Origin of the sequence: Rubrivirga marina (genome assembly GCF_002283365.1) — a bacterium.
Lineage (GTDB): Bacteria > Bacteroidota > Rhodothermia > Rhodothermales > Rubricoccaceae > Rubrivirga > Rubrivirga marina.
In genome coordinates this window covers 3,115,017-3,131,204 of sequence record NZ_MQWD01000001.1, presented here as the reverse complement: position 1 = coordinate 3,131,204, position 16,188 = coordinate 3,115,017, and the positions used below count along the sequence as shown (strand labels likewise).

Annotated in this window: 16 protein-coding genes; 7 read left to right on the top strand and 9 right to left on the bottom strand. The window is 71.7% G+C overall.

Features of this window, described 5'->3' with window-relative positions; translation table 11 throughout:
- Positions 1 to 3 precede the first annotated feature (3 nt).
- From BSZ37_RS13170 to BSZ37_RS13150, 5 genes are all read right to left on the bottom strand, one after another.
- On the bottom strand, positions 4 to 807 hold the full coding sequence (locus tag BSZ37_RS13170; RefSeq protein WP_095510995.1) for a nitrilase-related carbon-nitrogen hydrolase: 804 nt from the start codon (positions 805 to 807) through the stop codon (positions 4 to 6).
- Positions 808 to 818: 11 nt separating this feature from the next.
- Positions 819 to 1,814, bottom strand: a complete 996-nt coding sequence (pta, locus tag BSZ37_RS13165; RefSeq protein WP_095510994.1) for a phosphate acetyltransferase — start codon at positions 1,812 to 1,814, stop codon at positions 819 to 821.
- Positions 1,807 to 2,223: a molybdenum cofactor biosynthesis protein MoaE gene (locus BSZ37_RS13160; RefSeq protein WP_095510993.1), complete on the bottom strand. Its 417-nt coding sequence runs from the start codon at positions 2,221 to 2,223 to the stop codon at positions 1,807 to 1,809. The genes pta and BSZ37_RS13160 overlap by 8 nt, the downstream gene beginning before the upstream one ends.
- A complete protein-coding gene (locus BSZ37_RS13155) occupies positions 2,207 to 2,689 on the bottom strand; it encodes a redoxin domain-containing protein (RefSeq protein WP_095510992.1) in 483 nt (160 codons plus the stop codon). The genes BSZ37_RS13160 and BSZ37_RS13155 overlap by 17 nt, the downstream gene beginning before the upstream one ends.
- 160 nt (positions 2,690 to 2,849) lie before the next feature.
- The gene (locus BSZ37_RS13150) at positions 2,850 to 4,106 is read right to left on the bottom strand and encodes an ABC transporter permease (RefSeq protein ID WP_095510991.1); all 1,257 of its coding nucleotides are present in this window, start codon (positions 4,104 to 4,106) and stop codon (positions 2,850 to 2,852) included.
- A 215-nt stretch (positions 4,107 to 4,321) separates the two neighbouring features.
- Here BSZ37_RS13150 and pruA point away from each other — a divergent pair, with 215 nt between their 5' ends.
- Positions 4,322 to 5,959 carry an L-glutamate gamma-semialdehyde dehydrogenase gene (gene pruA / locus BSZ37_RS13145; RefSeq protein WP_095510990.1) on the top strand — a complete coding sequence of 546 codons (1,638 nt, stop codon included), beginning with the start codon at positions 4,322 to 4,324 and terminating at the stop codon, positions 5,957 to 5,959.
- A 24-nt stretch (positions 5,960 to 5,983) separates the two neighbouring features.
- On the top strand, positions 5,984 to 6,454 hold the full coding sequence (locus BSZ37_RS13140; protein WP_095510989.1) for a hypothetical protein: 471 nt from the start codon (positions 5,984 to 5,986) through the stop codon (positions 6,452 to 6,454).
- A 225-nt stretch (positions 6,455 to 6,679) separates the two neighbouring features.
- On the opposite strand, the gene BSZ37_RS13135 is transcribed toward BSZ37_RS13140, so the two are convergent.
- Positions 6,680 to 7,486 (bottom strand): TatD family hydrolase, encoded by an 807-nt coding sequence (locus BSZ37_RS13135; protein ID WP_095510988.1) that lies wholly within the window; start codon positions 7,484 to 7,486, stop codon positions 6,680 to 6,682.
- A gap of 38 nt (positions 7,487 to 7,524) precedes the next feature.
- Here BSZ37_RS13135 and BSZ37_RS13130 point away from each other — a divergent pair, with 38 nt between their 5' ends.
- From BSZ37_RS13130 to BSZ37_RS13120, 3 genes are all read left to right on the top strand, one after another.
- Positions 7,525 to 9,984: a histidine kinase gene (locus BSZ37_RS13130; RefSeq protein ID WP_095510987.1), complete on the top strand. Its 2,460-nt coding sequence runs from the start codon at positions 7,525 to 7,527 to the stop codon at positions 9,982 to 9,984.
- Positions 9,981 to 10,778, top strand: coding sequence for a LytR/AlgR family response regulator transcription factor (locus BSZ37_RS13125; RefSeq protein WP_095510986.1), 798 nt, complete (start codon positions 9,981 to 9,983; stop codon positions 10,776 to 10,778). Before BSZ37_RS13130 ends, BSZ37_RS13125 begins: the two co-directional genes overlap by 4 nt.
- 81 nt (positions 10,779 to 10,859) lie before the next feature.
- Complete coding sequence (locus BSZ37_RS13120) at positions 10,860 to 12,272, top strand: SpoIID/LytB domain-containing protein (RefSeq protein WP_095510985.1); 1,413 nt, start codon at positions 10,860 to 10,862, stop codon at positions 12,270 to 12,272.
- 1 nt (position 12,273) lies between these two features.
- On the opposite strand, the gene BSZ37_RS13115 is transcribed toward BSZ37_RS13120, so the two are convergent.
- From BSZ37_RS13115 to BSZ37_RS13105, 3 genes are read right to left on the bottom strand one after another with little or no spacing between them, the layout of a single operon-like run.
- A complete protein-coding gene (locus BSZ37_RS13115; protein ID WP_095510984.1) occupies positions 12,274 to 13,248 on the bottom strand; it encodes an isoaspartyl peptidase/L-asparaginase family protein in 975 nt (324 codons plus the stop codon).
- A complete protein-coding gene (locus BSZ37_RS13110; RefSeq protein ID WP_095510983.1) occupies positions 13,232 to 13,615 on the bottom strand; it encodes a YraN family protein in 384 nt (127 codons plus the stop codon). Before BSZ37_RS13110 ends, BSZ37_RS13115 begins: the two co-directional genes overlap by 17 nt.
- Positions 13,615 to 14,208: a GbsR/MarR family transcriptional regulator gene (locus tag BSZ37_RS13105; RefSeq protein ID WP_095510982.1), complete on the bottom strand. Its 594-nt coding sequence runs from the start codon at positions 14,206 to 14,208 to the stop codon at positions 13,615 to 13,617. Before BSZ37_RS13105 ends, BSZ37_RS13110 begins: the two co-directional genes overlap by 1 nt.
- A 67-nt stretch (positions 14,209 to 14,275) precedes the next feature.
- Between BSZ37_RS13105 and BSZ37_RS13100 the strand changes: the two genes are divergently transcribed.
- Both BSZ37_RS13100 and BSZ37_RS13095 read left to right on the top strand, forming a co-directional pair.
- Positions 14,276 to 15,124, top strand: coding sequence for an SAM hydrolase/SAM-dependent halogenase family protein (locus BSZ37_RS13100; protein WP_095510981.1), 849 nt, complete (start codon positions 14,276 to 14,278; stop codon positions 15,122 to 15,124).
- Positions 15,124 to 15,786, top strand: a complete 663-nt coding sequence (locus tag BSZ37_RS13095) for a hypothetical protein (RefSeq protein WP_095510980.1) — start codon at positions 15,124 to 15,126, stop codon at positions 15,784 to 15,786. Before BSZ37_RS13100 ends, BSZ37_RS13095 begins: the two co-directional genes overlap by 1 nt.
- The last annotated feature ends 402 nt before the right edge of the window (positions 15,787 to 16,188 follow it).

The window sequence follows — 16,188 nt, the reverse complement described above, 5'->3', positions numbered from 1 at the left end:
GCATTAGCGGACGTACAGCTGTGGCCGGCGGTCCCGGTGCCGGTCGTTGTAGGGGTTGAGCGCCGTCTCCCGCGCTGCGTGCGGGTCGATCTCCGCCCGGATCACGGCCTCCTCCGCCTCGGGCGCCGAGGCGAGCACGTCGGCCGACGGCGAGCAGATCACACTGCGGCCGATGAACGTCAGCGACTCCGCGCCGTTCGACTCGGTCCCGACGCGGTTGGCCGTGGCCGTGAACACGCCGTTCTCGAGGGCGCGGATCGGCATGGCGGTTGGGCAGTGCGGCAGGACGAGGTTCGACGGGTGCGCGATGACGTCCGCGCCGTTCAGCGCGAGCGTCCGCGCCGACTCCGGGAAGAACCAGTCGAAGCAGATCATGACGCCGAGCCGGTAGCTCCGGCGGTTCCGGTCCGTGACGGTCCACACCTTGAAGCCGTCCGCCCCAGGCTCGAAGTGCAGGGTCTCCTCGTAGAACAGGTGCGTCTTTCGGTACGTCCCGAGCCAGCCGTTCGGGGTCACGACGACGGCGCTGTTGTAGAGGGCGTCGCCATCGCGTTCCGGGAGCCCAGCCACGATCGTCGCGCCCGTCGCTCGCGCCCACGAGTGGAGCCGATGCGTCGTCGGCCCGTCCGGGACCGACTCGGCGAGTGCGGCGGCCTGCTCCGTCGAGTCGAAGAAATATCCGCTCGCGAACAGCTCGGGCAGGACGACGAGGTCAGCGTCGGCAGCGAGGACCCTCTCCTCCACAGCATCCTTGTTGGCCTGCGTGTGGCCTTTTGTTGGCCCGGTCTGAATGCAAGAGATGATCATTGCAATAACAGCTATACGGCTCCGGCCTGAATCGCCGTGATCGTCGCCACGTTCGCGATGTCCTCCCAGTCGGCCCCTCGCGACAGGTCGTTCGCCGGCAACCGGAGCCCCTGGAGCACAGGCCCGAACGCCTCGGCCCCGCCGACGCGCTGGGTGATCTTGTAGCCGATGTTGCCCGCGCCGAGATCGGGGAAGACGTACACGTTGGCCTTCCCGGCGACCGGACTTCCTGGCGCCTTCCGTTCGCCCACGCCCGCGTCGAAGGCCGCGTCGAACTGGAACTCGCCGTCGAGGGCGAGGTCCGGCTTCTTCCTCCGCGCGATCTCGACGGCCTCCCGGACCTTGTCGACATCCGGGTGATCGGCCGAGCCCTTCGTCGAGAAGGACAGGAACGCGACGACTGGCTCCTGTCCGGTCAGAAACCGATGGTTCGCCGCCGCGTCGAGGCCGATGGATGCGAGTTGCTCCGCCGACGGGTCGGCGTTGACCCCGCAGTCGGCGTACGTGAGCGGGCGACCGTCGGGGAGCACCATCAGGAAGAACGACGAGACGAGCGCCGAGCCCTCGGCCACGCCCAGCACGTGGATCGCCGCGCGGATCACGTCGGGCGACGGGTGGGCCGCGCCGGCCACGCAGCCGTCGGCGTCGCCCGCGTCGACCATGAGGTCGCCGAAGTAGAGGACGTCCTGCGTCCACTCGCCGGCCTGCTCGTACGTCAGCCCCTTGTGCTTCCTCTTCTGGAAGAGGGCCTGCGCATAGGTCTGAGACCGCTCGCTCTGGGCCGGGTCGACGATCGGGACGGAGTGGGGCAGCGAGACGCCGAGGCGGTCGGCCTCGGCGCGGATCTGAGCCTCCCGGCCGATCAGGAGGGGGCGGACGACCTCGTGCTCGGCTAGCCACGCCGCCGCGCGGATCGTGCGGGGGTCCTCGCCTTCGGGCAGCGCGATCCGCTTCTTGAGCGCGCGCGCACGGTCATGGAGGTCGGAAAACGAAAAGCGGTCAGGCATCACGGTCGGCGTGTTCGGTCTTCCAGATGGGGACGGACTCCTTGAGGGTGTCGATGAGCCAGCGCGCGGCCTCGAACGCCTCGGCCCGATGCGGGCACGCGACGCCGACGGCGACGCTGGCCTCGGGGGGCGGCACGGCGCCCGTCCGGTGCAGGACGGCGACCTTCACGGCGTCCCACCGCTCGGCTGCGACGACGGCGAGCCGGGCGAGCTCCGCCTCGGCCATATCGGGGTACGCCTCGTACGTCAGAAGGTCCGTCTCGGCGCCATCGGTCCACCGCCGGCTGGTGCCGACGAACACGCAGGTCCCACCCGCACGCTCGTCGGCCAGAAACGCGTGGACGGCGCCGACGTCGAGGGGCTCCTCGGTCAGCGCCGACCACCAATCGCGGTCACTCGGAGGCTCCATGGAGGGCGTTGAGGATCGCGTCGAAGTCGGGCTGCTCGCCGGCGTTCTCGAGGACTTCGGTGTAGGCGAGCGTCCCGTCGGGCCGGACCACGAACGCCGCGCGCTTCGAGATCCGGTCGAGGCCCATCGGGGTAAAATCGTTGTCATACTTCGCGCCGTAGGCGGCCGAGACCTCGCCGTCGTGGTCGGAGAGGAGCCGGAACGGGAAGCCGTTGACGCTTTTGAACTCGGCGAGGGCGAACGGCGAGTCCGTCGAGATGCCGACGACCTGCGCGCCGAGGTCGGTGTACCGGTCGTAGTCGTTGCCGACGGTGTTGAGCTCGGTCGTGCAGACGCTGGTGAACGCGCCAGGGAAGAACAGGAGGACGACCGGGCCGTCCTCACGCGCCTCGGCGAGAGAGAATTCGTCAGTGGCGTCGTCGTAGAGCGAGAAATCGGGGGCGGCGTCGCCGGCGGAGAGGGCCATGGGAAGGTTTGGGGGGACGGAGGGCTTCGGGCTACGACCGTGCCCGTGCGCGGTTCGCGGGACCCGGACGGAAGACCGACGACCCGCGGGGCGGAGCCGCTCGAATCCGCTGAATTCCCCTCGTCTCGAGAACGCGTGGAAGGGTGCCCCTCCCCTCCTCCTACCCCCCGAACCGGATCGTACGGACGGGCTCGACGCTCGCTGCGGCGCGGGCGGGGAGGTAAGCAGCCAGGGTGCAGATAAGTACAGTTGCAATAACGGTCGCTATGATGTCGACCCCGCTCATCTCCACCGGCGCCCGGTCGAGGTAGTACGCGTCCTGCGGCAACCGGATGATCGCGAACCGCGCCTGGATCGCGCCAAACGCGACCGCCACGGCCGTCCCGATCGCAGCGCCGATCACGCCCACCATCAACCCGAACACCAAGAACAGCCGCCGCACGGACGCCCGGCTGGCGCCCATCGCCAGCACCGTTCCGATCTCGCGGGCCTTCTCGAGCACCACCATCAGCAGGGCCCCGACGATGTTGAACGCCGCGACGACCACGAGGATCGAGATCACGAGGGGGACGATGCTCTGCTGGAGCTCGACCCAGGCGAAGAGCCCGCGGTACACCTCCTCGATCGACCGCGCGAAGAGCGGCGGCCCGATCTTGTCGGTCACCGCGTCCGACACGGCCCGAGCGTTCATCCGGTCGTCGAGCGTGACGTCGAGGCGGGAGACCTGACCGGGTGGGTACGCAAACAACTGCGCCGCCGCGTCGAGGCCGACGAATGCGAACCGCTCGTCGAAGTCGCCGAGTCCGGTCTCGAAGACGCCAGCCACGTGGTACTGACGGACCCGCGGGCGCGACTGGATCTGACCGGCGCCGAGGCCCCGGGTCGAGTACGCCGTGATTCGGTCGCCGACCGACAGCCCGAGCCGCTCCGCCAGCCGGAGCCCGAGGACGACCCCGGGCCGCCCCTCGGCGTCCTCCCCGAGGTCGAAGGCGCCGGCCTCGGTACGCTCCGCGACGAACGGCTGGTCCTCCGCCTCGGTGCCCCACAGCAGCACGCCCTCCACCGACTCGTTGCCCGACCCGCGGCTGCTGAGGAGGGCGAAGTCGACGATGGCGGGCGCGACGTTCTCGACATGCTCGAGGCCGGCCACGGCTGCCGCCACGCTGTCGACGTTCTGGATCGGCTCGCCGAGGTACGTCTCGACCTGCACGTGCTGGCCGAACCCGACGATCTTGGCCTCGATCTCGCGGCTGAACCCGCGGACGATCATCAGCGCGAGCAGCAGCGCGCCCGTGCCGACCGCCACGCCTCCGATGGCCGCGACGACGACGAACCGCAGGAACCCGCGCCGCTCGTCGCGGCCCTCGGCCCCACGGAGGTAGCGGAGCGCGAGCGTGCGTTCGAAGGGGCCGATCATCGAGAGCGGGGAAAGGGGATCCAGGAGCCGGCCTCCTCCGCCTCGGTGCCGAGGCGGGCGGGCCGACGCCTACGCCGGAGGCCGAAAGGTCGCTCCGTTCGTGGCGAGCCATCGGGAAGTTGACCGGAAGCCCTTCGAACGCTCGCCGCCGGCTCCCTAGCTTTCGGCAGGCACCCCTCTCTGCCCGTCCCCAGTTTCTCGGATCCGACCCCGCCATGCACAACGCGATCGCCACCCCGCCACCGCCCCGAAACGAGCCCGTCCGTGACTACGCTCCCGGCAGCCCCGAGCGCGCGTCGCTCCGCGAGACGCTTACCGCGATGCGCGGCGAGGAGATGATGGTCCTGCCCGTCGTCAACGGCGAGCGCGTTGAGACCGGGCGAACCGAGACGATTCGCCCGCCGCACGACCTGGGCCACACCCTCGGCACGTTCCACAAGGCCCGGACGGAGGACGTCGAGCGGGCCATCCGGGGCGCCCTCGACGCGCGCCACGACTGGAGCCGGATGGACTGGTCGGACCGCGCGGCCATCTTCCTGAAGGCCGCCGAGCTGCTGGCCGGCCCGTTCCGCGACCGGATGAACGCGGCCACGATGCTCGGCCAGTCGAAGAACCCGTACCAGGCCGAGATCGACGCGGCCTGCGAGATGGTCGACTTTTTCCGGTTCAACGTCGCGTTCTACCGCGAGATGATGGAGGAGCAGCCTCAAAGCCCGGCCGGCGTCTGGAACCGGACCGAGTACCGGCCACTCGAGGGCTTCGTGTTCGCCGTCTCGCCGTTCAACTTCACGTCGATCGCCGCGAACCTCCCCACGGCGCCGGCACTCCTCGGCAACACGGTCCTCTGGAAGCCCGCGCCGACGCAGACGTACTCGGCGCAGGTCATCGTCGAGCTGCTGCAAGCCGCCGGCCTCCCGCCGGGCGTGATCCAGTTCCTCCCAGGCGACGGGCCGGACGTGGGGGACCCGGTCCTCGCCAGCGAGCACCTCGCCGGGCTCCACTTCACCGGCTCGACGCAGACCTTCAACCACCTCTGGCGCGAGATCGGCAACAACCTGGACCACTACAACGCCTACCCGCGGATCGTCGGGGAGACGGGCGGGAAGGATTTCATCGTCGCCCACGAGAGCGCCGACCCGGAGGCGGTCGCGACGGCCATCGTGCGCGGGTCGTTCGAGTACCAGGGGCAGAAGTGCTCGGCCGCGAGCCGGATCTACGTCGAGGAGGCGCTCTGGCCGGCCGTCCGCGAGTCCCTCGAGGCCCAGCTGGCCGAGATCACGGTCGGGCCGGTCGAGGACTTCTCGCACTTCGTCAACGCCGTCATCGACGAGAAGGCGTACGACAAGATCACCGGCTACGTCGACCGCGCCGCCCAAGCCGACAACGTGGAGGTAGTCCACGGCGGGACTCACTCGAAGGAGGACGGCTACTTCGTCGACCCGACAGTCCTCCTCACGGACGACCCGAGCTACGAGACGATGGAGCAGGAGATCTTCGGCCCCGTCGCCTCGGTGTTCGTCTCGGACCGGTCGTTCGACGACCTCCTCGACCTCGTGGACTCGACCAGCCCGTACGCGCTGACCGGCGCCGTCTTCGCCCGCGACCGGGCCGTCCTCGCCCACGCCACCGACCGCCTCGCCGACGCCGCCGGCAACTTCTACCTCAACGACAAGCCGACCGGCGCCGTCGTCGGGCAGCAGCCGTTCGGCGGGGCCCGCGGGTCCGGCACGAACGACAAGGCCGGCTCGAAGCTGAACCTCCTCCGCTGGGCCAGCCTCCGCTCGCTCAAGGAGACGTTCGTCCCGGCCACGCACTTCACGTACCCGTTCCTGGGTTCAGACGACGAGGCGTAACCTGAGGCGTCCCCCCGACTGCCGATGACGTTCAAGAGCGTCCATCACCCCGGCGACACGTCACGCCCGTGGCTGGCCCTCCAGGCGCAGGCGCGGCCGGTCGCCCTCGCCCTGCTCGCCGTGATGACGGTCGGGCTGGCGGCGGCGATGCAGGGGGAGGACATCCTGTGGCCGTTCGTCGGCGGCACGGCCGTGGCCTACGGCGTGGCCGTGATCGTGGGGCAGGGCCGGCTGCTCTCGACCCAGGCGCAGGTCGACGTCCGCGGTCCGTTCGCGGCCGTCCACTCCGTGTGGCAGGCCGCGGCGACGCCGCCCGAGGGCGCGCTCGCGCCCGTGTCGTCGGCCCGGCTCCAGCACGGCGAGCTGACGGTCGGCCTCGGTGACACCGTCGTCACCTTCGAGCCGGCCGACTGGCCCGACTTCGACGCGCTCGTCGCCGCGTTCCGGGCGTCCGCCGCAGAGGGCCACCGGTTGTTGGAGATCTCGGAGCCATGAACCCGTCGCGCCGCCCCAAGCTGACGGAGCCCTCCCTCCCCTTCCCGGAGGCCCAGGGAGTTGGGAACCCTGTGTGCAATAACGGCACCAGAGAGACCAAGCAGGCCGCCGACCACTGGAACTACTGCCCGAACTGCGGCTGTCGGCTCTACAACCATCGCTGCAAGCGCCGGTGCCCGGACCCGCGGTGCGGCTATTTCATGTCCTGCAGCGACTTCGACTGAGTCAGGAGTCCGGCAGCCCGAACAGCCGGCGGGCGTTGGCCGTGGTCGCCTCGGCGACCTCCCCGACTGTCAGCCCGCGAACTCTGGCGAGCGTCTGGGCGACGAGCGCGACGTAGGCGGGCTCGTTCCGGGAGCCGCGGTGCGGTGTGGGCGCGAGGTAGGGGCCGTCGGTTTCGAGCACGATCCGATCGAGCGGGACGTCCGCGATGGCGTCGGGCACACCCGCGTTCTTGAACGTCAGCGTGCCGCCTAGTCCGACGAAGAACCCGAGGTCGAGGACCTCGTGGGCCAGCCACGTCGGCCCGCCGAAGCAGTGGAACACGCCCGTCAGCGCGTCCCCGGCCTCGGCCTTGACCTCGCGAAGGATGGCGACGAGGTCGCGCGAAGCGTCGTCGCTGTCCTTCTTGTCGCGGTTGTGGAGCGAGAGCGGCAGGCGGTGGGCAGCGGCCAGGCGGGCGTGCGCGGCGAGCGAGGCACGCTGTCGCTCCTCGTGCTCGCGGCTCCAGTAATAGTCGAGGCCGGTCTCGCCCACGGCGATGATGTGTCGGTCTTGCAATAACGGACCGATCCGTTCGGCCGCTTCCTCCGGCGCGTCGCCGAGGTAGGTCGGGTGGAGACCCGCCATCCCGAACACGCCGACGTGACGATCGCACAGCGCGAGCACGTCGTCGACCGAGGCGAGGTCGACGGCGGGCAGGATCATCTGGGCGACGCCCGCGGCGCGGGCGCGGGCCACGACGGCGTCGCGGTCGGCGTCGTAGGCGTCGGCGTAGAGGTGGACGTGGGTGTCGACGAGGGCAGGAGTCATGCCCCTGCCACGCTTCGGCGCCGCTCTAGATTCCGAACATGACCCGACCGTCGCGCCAGTGGCTCGCCCGCGGGCTGGCCCTGGCCCTCGCCGGGCTGGCCCTCCTCCCGCTCGCGTCGCTCGCCCTCAGTTGGGCCGAATACCTCCGCGACGTCGGCCTTCCGCTCACCCAGACGACCGCGCCCGGCTACGACGGGGTCCGCTGGGCTGACGCCGACGGAGGGGTCGTGGCCGCCTACGTTCTGCCCCGCGCCTCGGCCAGTCGCGCCGGCATCCGCGAGGGCGACCGGCTCGAGGCGATCGACTACCTGGAGGTCCGGACTTCGGCCGAGGCGCGGACGCAGATCGAGAGGGCGACCGGCGCGGTGCTGACCTACGTGCTGGACCGCGGCGGCGTCGAGGAGACGACGGAGGTCCGCATCGAGCGGTACCCGACGTTTCTCTACCCGCTCAGCACGTCGATCTGGCTGGCGACCGGGTGGGGGTTCGGGGTCGTCGCCTTCTTCCACCTCCTGGCGTACCTGACGGTCGCCCCGCTCGCGCCCCGAAGCCCCCGGGCCCGGCGGTCCCGCCGGCTCATCGGCGCCGCGTTCACGTGGGTCGGGGTCAACCTCGTGCGGTGGGTGTGGGCGTCGCTCTTCGGCGCCCCGCCCGCCGACGCGACGCTCGAACGCGTGGCCTTCGACATCCTCACGCTGGCCGCGCTCGCGGGGTGGATCACGTACCCCGCGCTCCTCCTCGACCAAAGCCTCCGCACCCGGGACGCCATCGTCGCGCTCGGACGGAGCCGGTGGCTGTTGGCCGTCCCGGCCGTCGTCCTCGGCCTCGGCGTCCTCACGGCCACCCTCACCGGCCACGCCGGCCCACTCCCCGCGGACGGATTCGCCGTCCCGATCCTGTTCTACGTCTGCGTGTACGTCGCGGCGGCGACGGGCCTCGTGGCGGCACAGCCCCCCGAGGCCCTCGCCGAACCAGGGGCGGCGCCCCAGCGATGGAGCCGCGTCGGTAGCGCGCTCGTCTGCGGGGTCGCGGTCCTCGGCGCCGGGCTCGTCCTGACGCGCCTCGGGCCGGGGCCGCGTGAGGCGGAGGTGGTCACTGCGTGGTTCGTAGTCGCGTTCCAGCTCCTCTCGTTGCTCCCCGTCGCCCTCGTCTCGTACGCCACGCTCCGGTACGGGCCGTTCGACGCGCTCCTGCTCAAGGGCCTCACGACGGTATCGATGCTCGCGCTGGCGTTTGCCGTCATCGTCCTCGGGTCGGCGCTGCTCGACGCGGTTCTCCCAGGCGGGTCGCACCCGCTCGCGCTCGGCCTCCTGGTCGTCACCCTTCTCCTGCTGGCGGAGCGCGCGGCGCCGGCGCTCCGCGACAGCGTCCAGCGCGCGTTCCGAACGCGCCGCCAGCGCGCCCGCCAGCGGCTCGACCGGTTCGGGGACGAGCTCGGGTCGTTCCTCGACGTCGACACGCTCGCCGAGGGGGCGGCGGCGGCGATCGGCGAGGCGCTCGGGGTCCGCTCGGCCGTCGTCTTTCTCCACGCGGCCCACGGCACGCCCGACGAGCGGTGGGCCCGGGCGACGTTCCGCCCGGAGCCGCCGTCGTTCACCCAGGTCGAGCTCGACCGCGTGTGGGACCGGCTCCGGACTGAAGGCCGGGTGTGGTCGCGGAACGAGGAGCTCAACGAGGCCGACCTGCCGCGCGGCGTGTCGGACCGGCTCGCCCGCCTCGGCGCCGCGCTGGCGGTCCCGGTGACGACGGGCCGGGGGACGCCGGTCGGCCTCCTCGTGCTCGGGCGGAAGGCACGGCGGCTCGCCGTCTACAACACGGAGGACGTGGCCGAGCTGCGGGCCCTCGCCGGCCAGCTCGCGCTCGCGGTCGAGCGGCTGCGGCTGATCGACCGCGAGCGGGCCCTCATCCGCCAGACGTCGGAGGCGGAGATGGCCGCCCTCCGGGCGCAGATCAACCCGCACTTCCTGTTCAACGCGCTCAACACGGTCGCCGCGCTGATTCGCGACACGCCGGACCGGGCCGAGGCGACGGTCGAACACCTCGCGGCCCTCTTCCGCGACGTCCTCAACGCGAGCGGCGAGGCCCTCGTCCCGCTCCGCGACGAGCTCCGCCTCGTCCGCCGCTACCTCCACGTCGAGGAGGCCCGGTTCGGCGACGCGCTCGGGGTCGAACTCGAGGTGGAGGACGGCGTCGAGGACACGCCTGTGCCCGCGTTCGCCGTTCAAACGCTCGTCGAGAACGCCGTCAAACACGGGGTCGAGCGCAAACGCGGCGGCGGCACCGTGACGGTCCGCGCCCGACGCGCGGCCGACGGGGTCGAGATCGCCGTCGAAGACACGGGCGCCGGCCTCCCACCCGGCGGCGCGGTCTACGGCGTCGGCCTCAGCAACGTCGCCGACCGCCTCCGGCTCCTCTACGGCCCCTCGGCCTCGCTGACGGTCAAACCGACCCCCGACGGCGCGCGCGCCACCCTTCTCCTCCCCCCTCCCGCTCCATGAGCTCCCTCCGCGTCCTCATCGTCGACGACGAATCGCCCGCCCGCTCCCGCCTCCGCCGTCTGCTCGACCCCTTCGTCGAGGCCGGCCGCCTCGGACCCGTGGACGAGGCCGCCGACGGCGTCGAGGCCGTCGAGACCCTCAGCGAGACCGACTACGACCTCGCGTTCCTCGACGTCCGGATGCCCGAGCTCGACGGGTTCGGTGTGATCGAGCGGATCCCCCCCGGCCGCCGACCCGACGTCGTGTTCACGACGGCCTACGACGAGTACGCCATCCAGGCGTTCGAGGCCAACGCGACCGACTACCTCCTCAAGCCGATCAACGCGGAGCGACTCGAAAAAGCCGTCTCGCGGGTCGAGGACCGCCGGGATGAGGACCCGGACGCCCGCCTCGCCGACCTTCTCGACACGCTCGACGAGGTCGTCCCGACACCCGCCGCCGACGGGCCGCCGATCGAACGGTTCACGGTCCAGGGCCGCGACCGGCTCCTCGTCGTCGAGGCGGCCGAGGTCATCGCCGCTGAGGTCCACGACGGGATCACGAGCCTCTACGTCGTCAGCGAGGGGAAGACGGCGCAGCGGCACATCGTAAGCTTCACGCTCGACGCGCTGGAGAGCCGGCTGGACCCCGACCTGTTCATGCGGGTTCACAGGAACGCGCTCGTCAACCTCTCGGCCATCCGCGAGATGATCCCCTGGTTCTCCGGCCGCTACAAGCTGGTCCTGACGACGGGGCACGAAGTGACGGCCAGCCGGGCGCGTTCTCGGGAGCTCCGCAGCCGGCTGGCCCTGTAACGATTGGTAGCCATTCTGGGGATCCGTTTGACGAGTGGGCACCGGAGACCCGATGCAGCCCTGACTCTCCCGTCCCACCACATGACGACCCTTCGCTACGGTCTGCTTGCCGTTCTGTTTGCGGCTCCAGTCCTCGCACAGCCCGTCGACTCCGACGTACGGATCCGGATTCTGAATCGTGAGAGCCCCGCCGAGGTTCGCATCGAGGCGACCGACGGGCCGGTCCGAATCGTGCTGGACGGGGTCGAATCGGGCGCGCTGCAGACGGGTGAGAGCATGACGCTGACGCGCATCGGCGCCGATGTCCGCGCCCGTTTCGGCGGGGCCGACGTTTCGGCCCGGTCCCTCCGCCTCGACGGCGCCGAGTTCCGTCTCCGCGCCGGCCGCATCGACCGGGTGTACCCCGGCGACCTCTCCGCCCGCATCGCAGGGGGGCAGATGGAACTCGTCAATCACGCCCCGCTAGAGCCGTACGTCGCGAGCGTCGTCCAGGCGGAATTCGGGTTCGCCTCGCCAGAGGGCGCCAAGGCGCAGGCGATTCTTGCCCGCACGTACGCCCTCCGTCGAGTCGGGTCACACGCCACCTACGACCTCGACGACGACACGAGTGCGCAGGTCTACAAGGGTTCCGGCGTCACCCGTGACGTGAGCCTTCGGGCCGCGCTCGACACGCAGGGCGAAGTGCTCATGTACCGAGGCGAGTTGGCCGACGCGTACTACTTCTCGTCGTCGGGCGGCCACACGGCGGACAACGACCTGGTGTGGGATGGCGACCCGGTCCCCTACCTGCGTGGCGTGCCGGACCCGTACGACAGTGCCGCTCCGGACCACTCGTGGCGCACCTCAGCGTCCCGCACGGCCGTGCTCGACGCCCTCTCGCGCCAGTACGGCGGACGCGTCGAGGGCATCGAGATCCTGCGCCGGTCACGCTCCGGCCGCGTCCTCGACATCGAGTTGATCGGCGGATCGCGGAGGATCACGGGCGTCCAGTTCAGGAATGCCGTTAACGCCGTCGCAGGGGCGCGGACCGTGCGGAGCACGCGGTTCGACGTCTCCGTCGAGGGCGACCAGTACGTGTTCCGCGGGAGCGGCTACGGGCACGGCGTCGGGATGAGCCAGTACGGCGCGCTCGGACAGGCCCGCGCCGGGCGGACCTACCGCGAGATCCTGGCCTACTACTTCGTCGGGACCGAGGTGCGGACCTCGAACGGCGGGCTTGTAGCCCCGGTCCTCGTAGCGTCCCACGCACCGCCTCAGGCCGGCACCCGTGCCGCCGCGGTACCGCGCGAGCCCTCGGCCCTGCGGACCCGCTACCACCCGGCCACCGCCCGCCGCTGGCCCACGCCGCGCCACATCGCCCGCGAAGCGGACGTCCGCGCCGAGCGCCCGGCGACGTTCCCTCCGCCGTCGGGTTCGACGGTGATGCCTACCCCGGCACCCACCCCGGACACGCCGGCCGCGGGGCGGACATCGGCTCGTCGCACCGCTTGGTAGGCTAGCGGTCGAGCGTCGCGACCCGTTCCTCCCCGGGCCGCCACCAGCCCCGGGCCATCCGCGGCGTCGAGAAGGCCCACCCGGCTGTCCCGTCGGCGCCCACGAGGATGAGGCCGGCGGTCGCACGCGACGCCTCCGCCCACCTCACGCGGGCCCCGAGGTCGAGGACCGCCGCCTCGGCGGCTCGGTCGGGGGACTCCCCCCGCTCGACGGCGGCGACGGCCCGCGCGGCGAGCTGCGTCGTGAGGATCGCCTCTCCCCAGCCCGTCGCCGACGCCGCACCGTAGGCGTCCGCGAAAAACCCCGCCCCGGGGATCGGCGAGTCGCCCACGCGGCCGGCGCGCGTGTAGGGCGCCCCGCCGGTCGACGTCGCGGCCGCCAGACGACCGGCCCCGTCGCGGACGACGCAGCCGACGGTCCCGCGCGGCACGTCCATCGCTCCCGCGAACGCCGCGCTCGTATGAAACGCCGCGTGCTCCGCGATTCGCCGGTGGCGCGCGACCTCCCGCTCCACCACGAGCGACGAGGGCGACACCGCTGCGTGGCCGAGTTCCGCCGCGAACCGCTCGGCGCCGTCGGCCACCAGAAGCCGCGCCTGGCCGTCCTCGTCGACGAGCGCGCGGGCCGTGCGGATGGGGTTCTTCAACCGTCGGACGTTGGCGACGGCACCCCAGGTCAGGTCCCCCCCGTCCATCACCCCGGCGTCCAGCTGCGGCTGCCCGTCGCGGTCGAGGACGGCGCCGCGTCCGGCGTCGAATGCCGGGTGGTCCTCGAGCGCCGCGACCACCTCCACGACCACGTCGAGGCTGGCGAGGCCGCGCTCGAGGGCCCGCTGGCCGATGCGGAGCGCGCGGTCCAGCCCGTCGAGGTGCGCCTCGGTCTCGTCCTGGGGGATGTCCCACGCGCCACCGTGGACGAGAACGAGCGGGCCGTCGCCCGGGACGCGGCCGGCGACGACGCTAGACGAAATAGCCAAACGCGTTCTCGAAGTGGGTCAGCTCGGCCTCGCCGCCATCGAACTGGACCGCGACCACGTCGAACCGGGTCGGCGACGGGATGAGGCGGCGCTCGTGGAGGTAGGCCTCCGCGACGCGCAGGATGGCCTGCTGCTTCGGCTTGTCGACCGCGGCCTCCGGCGGGCCGAAGCCGGCGCCGCTGCGGGCCTTGACCTCGACGAACACGATCATCCCACCGTCGTCCTTCGGCGTCGGTTGGAAGGCGACAATGTCGACCTCCTCGCGCCCGAACCGGTAGTTCCGCTCGAGGACGCGGTAGCCCTTCGCTTCGAGGTGTTCGACGGCGAGATCCTCGCCGCGGCGCCCGATCTCGGCCGGCGACGCCATCAGGAGTTCCCCTCGCCCCGCTGCCGGCGGAGCTTCGACGCAAACGTGGCGACCCGGCGGACCTTCTCGGTGCTCCGACCCCGGACGAGCGGGAGGAGCGCCTGGGTGAACGCGTCGAACACCTCCATGATTTCGACCAAAGCCTCGACGCGGTCCGCGAGGGCGGCGTCCTCCCCGTATTCGCCGCCCTCGCGGAGGCCGCTGGCGACGCCGTCGAGCGCCCGCTGGACCGGCTTGATCTCGCGCCGCTGGCGCTCCTCGATGATCGTGGTCGTGATGGTCCAGACGTCCTCCTCGGCGACGAAGAAGTCCTTCCGCGAGCCGATCTGGTGGGTCTTGCGGACGAGGTTCCAGTCCACGAGGGCCCGGAGGTTCATGTTGGCGTTGCCGCGGCTGATCTGGAGCTGCTCCATGATCTCGTCCGTGTCGAGCGGCCGGGCCGTCGCGTAGAGCAGCGCGTGGATCTGCGCCATCGTCCGGTTGATGCCCCAGTGCGAGGCCATCTCGCCCCAGAGGAGGACGAACTCGTCGAGCGCGCGTCGGCCGCGGTCGCTCAGCGCGTCGTCGGAATGGGGGGAGTCGTTCGGTGGCACGGGCGGACGGTCGGGATCGGCGAAGATAGCGGAGAGGGCGGGCGAAGCGGGCCGCCGTACCTTGCACATGTCGCCTCCCCCCGCCGTGATCGTCACGCTCACCACCGACTTCGGCCTCCGCGATGGCTACGTCGCGGCCATGAAAGGCGCGATGCTGCGCGCCGAGCCCGCGGTGCGCCTGATCGACGTGACCCACGAGATCCCGGCGCAGGACGTGATGACGGCCGCGTTCACGCTCCGCCAGGTCGTCCCACACTTTCCCGCCGAGACGGTCCACCTCGTCGTGGTCGACCCGACGGTCGGGACTGAGCGCCAAGCCCTTGCCGCGCGGTTCGACGTGGACGGGGCGCCCCACATGTTCGTCGGCGCCGACAACGGGCTCCTGCCGCTCGTGGTCGGGTCCGAGGCCGTCGTAGAGGCCGTCGCGCTTCCGACCGACGACGCGGCCAGCGCCACGTTCCACGGCCGCGACGTGTTCGGGCCCGCCGCCGCGCGCCTCGCCGCCGGCGCCGACCTCGCCGACCTCGGCGAGCCGGTCCACAAGCTCACACCGCTCCACTGGCCGCTCCCGCGCGTCGACGAGCAGGGCGTGTTCGGGATGGTCCTCCACGTCGACCACTTCGGCAACTGCGTGACGAACATCACGCGGGACGACGTCGAGGGCCAGCGCGCCGGCCGGGCCTTCAAGTGCTTCGCCGGCTCGACCGTCTTCCGCAACCACGCCCGGACGTACGCCGAGGTCGGCGCGGGCGACCCGCTCACGCTCTTCGGCAGCGCCGGGCTGCTGGAGATCGCCGTGAATCGCGGCCACGCCTCCGAGCTCCTGTCCGTGGAGCGCGGCGACACTGTCCACCTCGTCTTCGACGCGCTGGCCCGCACGCCGTCGCGCGACGCGACGGTCGCCACCAACGCCTGATGGCCGAGCTCTCTGCCGAGGCGGAGCGGGTCACCGATCTCCCCGCCTTCGACCGCGTCCAGGACCGGCCGGGCCCGACGCCCGAGCCGCCGCGCCGCCTCCGCCCCGGCCTCCTGGCGGTCATCCTCGCTGTGATCGCCGGCGTCGCGTTCCTGGTGTGGGGCGTGCTGCCCGACGAGTCCGACCCCGACAGCGTGCTCCAGCACCTCGTCACGACAGCCGACGCCTTCGTGCCGGACCTCGGGACGACGCAGCCCGAGGAGGCCCAGGCGCTCGTCCTCGACGCGCTCGGCTGGCACGTCGCCCCGCCGGACCTGCCGGCCCTCGCGATCGTCGGCGTCGGCATCCCGACGATCGGGACCGTCCAGCCCTCGGCCAACACGTCGCCGTCGGAGGTCCAGGTGCCCGCGTTCCGGTTCGAGGGGACCGACGGCGAGCGCGCGACGGTCTTTGCGTACGACTACATCCTGCTCGACCGGGTCCGGTCCTCCTTCGACCTTCCCGAAGGGTCCTACGCCGCGCTCAGCGAGCCCACGCCGGTCGACTCCCGCGTGGTCGACGGCCAGTTCGTGGTCACGTGGCGCCAGCGGGCCATGATCTTCTCGGCGGTGACGCCCAGCGAGGAGGTTGCCGAGCGGATCCGCCAGGCCGTCTCGAGTTGAGGAGCGTCGGCGGAGACGGCCGACACGGTGGCGTCCGTAGCCCCCGCGATGGGTTACAATGCGGGCCAGGTAAGCGCTTACGCCCCATGAGCTCCCGCACCTGCTCCCGCCCCACCCTCCCGCACCCGTTCGCTCCTCCGCGCTCGCCGCAGACAGTGACACGGAGCTCGTCGTGTCAAACCCGATGATGCTCCGCGCGCGCCAGAGCCCCGCCGACCGCGACCTGGACGCCACGGCGACGGTCCGCCGCGGGGGGTCGCACGGCGTGCCGCACCATCGTCTTGAATGCAGATCCCCGTCGTCGGGCTCGGCTAACCCCCACACCGTTGTGGTCGACGGCACGGAGATCCCGCTCTCCGGCGACCCCGGCAAGGCCGAGACCGCTGCGCCCGGAGGCGGCGC